We start from the raw sequence: 8,269 nt of genomic DNA, 5'->3' as shown, positions 1-8,269 counted from the left end.
GCACGACCGGTGTGCGGTCGGCGGCGAGGGCCTCGGCGACCACCGCGTCCGCGACGGCGGACGCCGACACGTCGGTGAGGTCGACGACGCGTGCGAGCGTGTCCGGGCACTCCCGCGCCAGGGTCCGGAACAGGCCGCGCAGGCCCGCCGTCCTGGCGTCGGGCGTGCCGTCGTCGTGCCGGACGGCCAGCAGCCACCGCGGGCCGCCCTCGACGGCCGCCTTCAGCACGGGGAAGGCGTCCGGCAGCACCGGCGCGCCGTCGTCGGCGCCGGCGAGAGCCCCGAGGTACAGCACCCCGTCCACCGACCCGTCGTCCCGGGACAGCACGTGGTCCCGGCCGCGGACGGTGACCCGGGCGCCGTGCGAGACCAGCCGGGCGGCGACCTCCGGGGCGTCCCCGAGGACGGTCCAGCGGGTGCCGGTGAGCACCGCCGACGGGTCGGCGGGGGGCCGGCCCGCGGAGTCGAGGAGCACCGGCCGCAGGACGTGCCGCCGGGGAGGCTCGGCGCGTACGTCGTCGGCGTCCGGGGCTGCGGGCGCGGTGGGCACTGCGGGCGCTGCGGGTGCGGTGGGCGCGCCGGGTGCGGTGGGCTCGGTGGGGGTGGCTGCGGCGGAGGTCGTCCCGGTCGCCGCGGCGCCGCCCAGTCGGGCCGTGAGCCAGTCGGTCACCGCGGCGGCGGTGCGCGCCTTGGCCAGCTCCTCCAGCTCGGAGTCGTCCATCCCGGTCAGGTCCGCGTCCGCGCCGCCCAGTCGCCGGGCCAGCTCACCGGCGATCTCCGCCCGCTTGATGGAGTCGATGCTGAGGTCCGCCTCCAGATCGAGGTCGGGCTCGATCATGTCGACGGGGTAGCCGGTGCGCTCGCTGATGATCTCCAGGACGACCTGCCGGACGTCCGGCCGCCCGCCGGCCGGGGGCGCCGCCTCGGCAGCCGCCGCGCTGTCCGCCGTGCCCGTGGCGACCGCGCCCGTCTCCGGCGCCGGCTGCGGCCGGGGCGCGACGAGTTCGGCCGGCGTCTGAGCCGCCTGCGACGGCCCGACGACCATGGGTGCGGCGATCGCGGCCCCTGGCGTGGCGCCGAAGTAGGTGAGCAGCACGTCCCGTTGGGCGGCGATCATCTCGCGGCTGGTGCGCAGGAACTCGGAGATGAGCGCGTCCCGGTCGGACGGGACGCCGGGCTGGGGGTTCGTCGTCACAGTCGTCTCCTGGGTCTCCGCGACTCGTCGGGCCGGCGCGAGCGCACCGGGAAGGAGCGCGCCGGCAGCGGTGCGGACCAGCTGTCCGTCGACCGTCCAGCCGGGCGGCTTCGGCACGGGCGTCCGTGCCGCGTCCACCGCGTCCCGGCCGCGCAGCAGCCACCCGGCGTGCACGGGCAGACCCGCGACGGCGAGCGCGGCCAGCGCGTCGAGCCAGCCGCCGAGCCCGCTGCCCGGCCGGGGCTCGCAGGCCACCGTGCGATGGGGGCGGTCGCCGAGGATCTGCCCGACCAGCCGGGTGAGCACCGACCCGGGCCCGGCCTCGACGAAGACGCGCGCTCCGGCCGCGTACATCGCCTCGATCTGCTCGGCGAAGGCGACCGGCGCGCCGATCTGGGCGGCGAGTCCGGCCCGGACGGCGTCCGCGTCGGCAGGGTAGGGGGCGGCCGTGCGGTTGGACCACACGGGGAACTCGGGGGCGTGCACCGGGCGGCGGGCGAGCGCCTCGGCGAACCGGTCGGCGGCGCCTGCCACCAGCGGACTGTGGAAGGCACAGGCCACGGGGATGCGCTGGGCCCCCAGTCCGGCCTCGCGCAGCAGCCGGACGGCCTCGGCGACGGCGTCCGTCGGCCCCGAGATCACTGTCTGCCCGGGCGAGTTGCGGTTGGCGACGACGACGGAGTCCGGTGCGGAGCCCGCCTTCAGCGCCTCGGTCACCGCCTCGGCGCCGGCCGTGACGGCGGCCATGGTCCCGGGGTCGCCGTCGCCGCCGCCCGCTCCGCCGTCCTGGCCGCCTTCGCCGTCGGCGCGTCCGGCGGCCTCCAGGATCGCCGCGGCCCGTTCGACGCTCAGTTCCAGCAGCGTGCCGGGGGTCAGGGCGCCGGCCGCGCTGAGGGCGACCAGCTCGCCGTAGCTGTGTCCGGCGGCCATGTCGGGGCGCACCCCGGCCGCGGTGAGCACGGCGTGCGCGGCCAGGCCGGCGAGGCCGAGGGCCGGCTGGGCCGCTCTGGTGTCGGTCAGCGCGGCCTGCTGCCGGGCGCGGCCGGCGTCGTCGAAGGCGGCCGGCGGGTACAGCGCGTCGGCGTGGGCGCGCCCGAGCTCCAGGTACGGGCGCAGCTCGGGGAAGGCCACGAAGAGGTCGGCGAGCATGCCGGTGCGCTGACTGCCCTGCCCCGGGAAGAGGAAGGCGACCTTGCCCTGGCCGCCGCCGTCACCTGCGCGGTCGTCGTGCGTTTCGGGTCGGACGGCCCGGTGGACGCCGCGCGACGGCACGGTCCCGGCGGGCTCGGCCGTCAGTCGCCGCAGTTTCGCGGCCAGGTCGTCGAGGTCCGTGGCCACGACCGCGAACCACGTCGGATCCGCGCTCGCGTCGGCCCGCCGTGCCGCGCTCAGCGCGAGGTCGCGCAGCCGCCACGGCCGTCCCTCGGTCTGGACGACGCCGAGGAGTTCGGTCACGGCGCGGCGGGCCGCCGCCTCGTCCCGGCCCCGGAAGAGGAACAGCTCGGCGGGCCAGGCGTCCAGTCCGCGCACCGGGGGCACGCCCTCGGCGTAGGCGGCCAGCACCACATGGAAGTTGGTCCCGCCGAAGCCGAACGCGCTCACCCCGGCGAGGCGTTCGCGGGCGGGGGCGGCCCACGGACGTGCCTCGGCGTGGAAGGCGAAGGGGCTGGCGGCCTCGTCCCAGGCCGGGTTGGGGGCCTCGACGTGCAGCGTGGGCGGTCTGACGCCGGTGTGCAGCGACAGCAGCGTCTTGATCAGGCCGGCGAGTCCCGCGGCGCACTTGGTGTGGCCGATCTGCGACTTCACCGAGCCGAGCACACATCCGCCCGGCTTCGCCCCGGCCTCGTCGAACACCTCGGTGAGGATGCGCAGTTCGGTGCGGTCGCCGACCACCGTGCCGGTGCCGTGCGCCTCGACGAGTCCGACGTCGGCCGGGGAGACGCCCGCGTTGCGGTAGGCGCGCTCCAGGGCCGAGCGCTGCCCCTCGGGCCGCGGCGCGGTCAGCCCGAGCGAACGGCCGTCGCTGGAGGAGCCGAGCCCCTTGATGACGCCGTAGATCCGGTCGCCGTCGCGCTCGGCGTCCGCGAGACGCTTGAGGACCACGCAGGCCACGCCCTCGCCCAGCGCGATGCCGTCCGCGGAGCCGTCGAAGGCACGGGAGCGGCCCGTCGGGGACAGGGCGTGCACGGAGGAGAAGAGGACGTAGTCGTTGATGCCGTTGTGCAGGTCGGCGCCGCCGCACAGCACCACGTCGGACGTGCCGCCGACCAGCTCCTTGCAGGCGACGTCGACGGCGGCCAGCGAGGAGGCGCAGGCCGCGTCGACGGTGTAGTTGGCGCCGCCGAGGTCCAGCCGGTTGGCGATCCGTCCGGAGATGACGTTGGAGAGCATGCCGGGGAAGGAGTCCTCGGTGAGCTGCGGCAGCTGACCGTCGAGGCCGGCCGGGACCTCGCCGTAGTAGGAGGGCAGGACCGCCCGCAGGGTGGCCGCGTTCGACAGGTCGCTGCCCGCCTCCGCGCCGAACACCACGGAGGTGCGGGAGCGGTCGAACCGCCGTCCTCCGTCGCCGTATCCGGCGTCCTCCAGAGCACGCCGGGCGGCTTCCAGGGACAGCAGCTGCACCGGCTCGACGCTGCCGAGGGAGGCCGGCGGGATGCCGTAGCGCAGCGGGTCGAAGGGGATGCGGGGCAGGAAGCCGCCCCATTTGGAGGGGGTGGACGTGCCGTGGTGGACGGCCGGGTCCCAGCGGTCCGGCGGGACCTCGCCCACCGCGTCCACGCCCGCCACGACGTTCGCCCAGAAGGCAGCCAGGTCGGGCGCCCCGGGGAACATGCAGGCCATGCCGACGACGGCGACGTCGAGCGGGGCGGGGGCCGTCGCCTCGGCGGGTTGGTCCGGCAGGCCGAACTCGGCCGTCCGCCGGGCGAGGTGCTCCACCGCTCCCGTCGTCACCGACGTGTGCAGCGCGGCGAGGGTGGTCGGGGCGGAGCGCAGCACCGCCACCTCCCCGGCCATGAACATCCCCTCGGCGAGCTGACGTTCCTCGTCGACGGGAGTCAGCCGACCGTCGGCGTCCCGGGTCACGCCCTTGCTGGCGACGCGCAGCCGGCCGACGTTGAGCCGTTCCAGCTCCTCCCAGATCCGCCGCTCCGGCACGCCCTCGGCGCGCAGCCGGGCCGCCCGGTCCCGGTAGCCGGCCGCGAACGGGCTCGGCACGCACCGTGTGGCGTGGCCCGGCGCCGACTCCAGGAGCGCGGTGCTCCCGGCCGCCATGACCTGCCGCTGGAACAGCGGCCGGACCGCGCCGAGCGCCACGGCCTCCTCGGTGAACAGGTAGGCGGTGCCCATCAGCACGCCGACGGCCGCTCCGCGCGCGGTCAGCGGGGCGGCGAGCGCGGCGACCATGGCCGCCGACCGCTCGTCGTGCACCCCGCCGGCGAAGAACACCTCGACGTCGTCGGCCTCACGACTCGTCAAGAAGTCTTCCAGAACCGCGAGTTGAGCCTCCCAGAGCGGGAAGCTGGCGCGCGGTCCGACGTGCCCGCCGCACTCCGCGCCCTCGAAGACGAACCGGCGCGCGCCCGCCTCCAGGAACTGCCGCAGCAGTCCCGGGGAAGGCACGTGCAGGAAGGTGCGCACACCGTCCTGCTCCAGCGCCTGCGCCTGGGAGGGCCGTCCGCCCGCGATGATCGCGTGCGTCGGCTTCAGCTGCCGTACGGCCTCCAGCTGGGCGGCGCGCACCTCTTCCGGCGCGAAACCGAGGACGCCCACGCCCCAGGGCCGGCCGGCCGCCGCCTCCCGCGTCTCGGCGAGCATCGCCCGGGTCCGCTCGCCGTCCGCCAGCGCCAGCGCGAGGAACGGCAGGGCCCCGTCCGCCGCCACCGCCGCGGCGAACGCCGCCCCGTCGCTCACCCGGGTCATGGGACCCTGCGCGACCGGCAGCCGGGTGCCGAGCGCCCGGGCCATCGGCGAGCCGTCCCGCAGCGCCCGCCCGGCGCTGTCGTCGCGCAGGGCGTCCAGGACCGCGTCCCTGAGCGCGCGGACCGTGCGCCGCACGTCGATCCAGCGCTCGGCGAACCGGGCGGCGAGGAACCCGTCCTGGCCCACCGGGAGCAGCTGGGTGCGCGGGTCCTGCGCCCCCAGCATCGCGGCCACCGTGTCGGCGGTGGCGTCCGGCGCGAGCCGCGGCGCGTCCGGGCCGCGCCGCAGCAGGACGCGGTGACCGGCCAGCACGACGGTCTCCGAACCGTCCAGGGTGCGCAGGCCGGCCGCGGCCGGCTCGGGCAGCGCCGACTCGGCGAGCAGCGCCAGCTGGCTGTCCAGGACCACGCCCGCCGCCCCGCCCGCCACGGCGGCGGCCGCGGTGCGCGGGCCGATGCCGCCGCACGCCCACACCGGCACGCTCACCTCGGGCGCGGCGAGGAGCTGCTGGAGCAGGACGTAGGTGCTCAGTTCGCCGATCCGGCCGCCGCACTCGGCGCCGCGCGCGATCAGACCGTGGGCGCCCGCGCGCAGCGCGACCCGCGCGTCCGCCAGGTCGGCGACCTCTGCCAGCACTCGATGACGTTCCGTCAAAACGCTGACGCGCCAAGGGCTTTGCGTGTCGCGAGCCGCCTCCGCGGTGAGCACCACGGTGTGCGGGCCGTCGAAGGTCAGATCGGCGGGGTTCAGGTCGGCGGGGTCGAGTGCGCAGTGCGCGCCGACCCGGACGCCGAACGCGCCCGGGGAGTCCCCGCGCAGGCGGTCGAGGGCTTCGCGCGATCTTCGGTCCCCCCGTCCCAGATCGAGCACGCCCAGGCCGCCGGCGCGGCCGATCGCCAGGGCGAGCCCCGCGTCGGGCTCTCCGAACGGAGTGATGCCGATGATCATGTCCTCGGAACGCACAGCGGACGTCATGATTCTCCGAATCAAGGTGAGACTGCACGGTGGGGGGTCGGGACAGCAAAGGCGGCTCACCGGATTCCAGCGGGCAGAGGTTCACCGCGGAACGCCGTTCTACAGCGCGTGCTCGAAACGCGTTGAAAGGTAGTGCGCTTATTACTCACTGGTCAACGTTCGAACGATCGGCCGGTATTCAGCCGCAACGATTCGGTCAGTCGCATGGCCGGGGCGGGGTGCAGGAATGCGGATGAACTCCTTCTGCCGTCCGCCGCCGCCCACGGCCGGGGGAGCTGTCGAAGCGTCAACTACTGCTGGAAATAGGCCCCTTGGGGCCGCAAGTCCGACATCGGGGCGTCCGTTTCCGGCGTCGTCCGCAGGGCGGGTCGCGATCTGTGTGTCGCCCCCTGAGCGGCGGGGAAGGCTTCGTGGTCATGACCATTCCCGCCCCCTCCGCGGCCGTGGATGTCCTGGAACAGCTCTTGGCCGACGCCGCCCGCGGGCGGTCGGGTCCGCCGGGTGCCCGGTCGGCCTGCGGTGGCGTCTGAGTCGGTCTGCGGTGGCCTTCGGGTCGGCGCGTGGCGGCCTCCGGGTCGCTCTGCGGTGGCGCCCGGTCGGTCTGCGGTGGGCCGGGGCGACGGGCGGCGGGCGCGGTGGCCCGTGTCGCCCGCGCTCTGCGGTGAGACGGGTCTTGACGTGGGCCGGGCGGCTGCCAAGACTGGGCTGACTCCGCAGTCAAGCCGGTCTTCGGGAGGTCGTCGGCCGGCTTGGCTGCGTGGTCCCCGCCCGTGAGCCGGGGCGGCCCGGTGACCGGGCAGTCGGCGCAGGCCCCGTCCTCCGTCCGGGTCCGTGGCGCGGGTGTCCGGAGTGTTGGCCGCCGGACCGTTGTGACAATCAGCCCATAGTGCGCGTATGACGCGTACCCGTACGGCGCTGCTGTGCGCCGCCGCCCTCCTCGCCTCGACCCTGCAGACCGCGGTCGCGGCCGCCGTCCCCGAGCGCCACGACCGCGCCTGCACCGCCACCCGCGACCCGCAGGGCCAGGCGCGCAAGGTCCTCGACATCGTCCGCAGGGCCAAGAAGGAACTCGACCTCGAGGCCGCCCTCGTCAAGGTCACGGTCGGCGGCCGCGACCTGGTCACGACCGCCGTCGGGGAGTCCATGACGGACGTCCCCGCCACCGCCGCCATGCACTTCCGGACCGGCTCGGTCGGCATCGCCTTCATGGGCACCGTGCTGCTCCAGCTCGTCGAGGAGGGCCGGGCGAAACTCGACGACCCGGTCTCCAAGTGGCTGCCCCGCCTGCCGCACGGCGACAGGATCACCCTGCGCATGCTCGGCGACTCCACCTCGGGCCTGCACGACTACGTCCCCGACCCGGTCTTCCTCAAGAAGCTCTACGCCGACCCCTGGCAGCACTGGACCCCGAAGGAGCTCGTCGGGATCTCCCTGAGCCACCCCCTGTGGTACGCGCCGGGCACCAACTGGAGCTACTCGCACGCCAACTTCGTCCTCCTCGGCCGCGCCCTGGAGAAGATCTCCGGCACCCCGCTCGACCGCCTGCTGCGCGAACGCGTCTACCGGCCGCTCGGCCTGCGCAACACCCGCAGCAACGACACGGCCGTCATTCCGGAGCCCGTGCTGCACGCCTACGACGACGAGCGCGGCACCTACGAGGAGTCCACCTACTGGAACCCGTCCTGGACCACCGCGCCCGGGGCCGTCATCACCCAGGACATCTGCGACCTCGCACGCTCCGGACAGGCCGTCGGTTCGGGTGAGCTGCTCTCGCGGCAGTCCTTCCGCACCCAGCTGAACCCGGGCACGGTCGGCCTCGGCCATCCGACCGCCACCTGCCCCGCGACGGTGTGCCTGCCCATGACCGAGGACTTCCACTTCGGCGTCGGCGTCGTCGTCAAGAACGGCTGGGTGGTGCAGAACCCGTCCTTCTTCGGCTACGCGGCCGTGATGGCGTACGAGCCGCACCAGCGGCTGTCCATCGCCGTGTCCACCACGGTGGGCCGCAACGCGCCCGCCGGCAACAACGCCCAGACGATCACCGAGCGGATCGCGAAACTGCTGGCCCCGCAGCACCCGCTCGGCGGCTGACCCCCGCGATCGAGCGGGCCGGGGGGCCCCGCCCCCCCCCCGGGGGCCGGGGCCCCCCCCGCGGCACCCGAAACGGTGGTCCCCCAG

Annotated in this window: 2 protein-coding genes; one reads left to right on the top strand and one right to left on the bottom strand. The window is 75.5% G+C overall.

Features of this window, described 5'->3' with window-relative positions; translation table 11 throughout:
- Window positions 1–6,091 (bottom strand): beta-ketoacyl synthase N-terminal-like domain-containing protein (locus ABT300_RS38725; protein WP_351686288.1); only part of this gene is annotated, 6,091 nt, incomplete at its 3' end.
- A gap of 894 nt (window positions 6,092–6,985) precedes the next feature.
- Here ABT300_RS38725 and ABT300_RS38720 point away from each other — a divergent pair.
- A complete protein-coding gene (locus ABT300_RS38720) occupies window positions 6,986–8,182 on the top strand; it encodes a serine hydrolase domain-containing protein (protein WP_351686286.1) in 1,197 nt (398 codons plus the stop codon).
- Window positions 8,183–8,269 lie beyond the last annotated feature (87 nt).

Origin of the sequence: Streptomyces sp. NPDC001027 (assembly GCF_040299045.1) — a bacterium.
Lineage (GTDB): Bacteria > Actinomycetota > Actinomycetes > Streptomycetales > Streptomycetaceae > Streptomyces.
Note: the sequence above shows the minus strand (reverse complement) of the source record. Positions and strands in the feature narration are given on the sequence as shown.

What these genes read in the sequence shown, in the direction of transcription:
- ABT300_RS38720 (WP_351686286.1), top strand. Translation starts at nt 6,986, where the DNA reads ATGACGCGTACCCGTACGGCGCTGCTGTGCGCCGCCGCCCTCCTCGCC.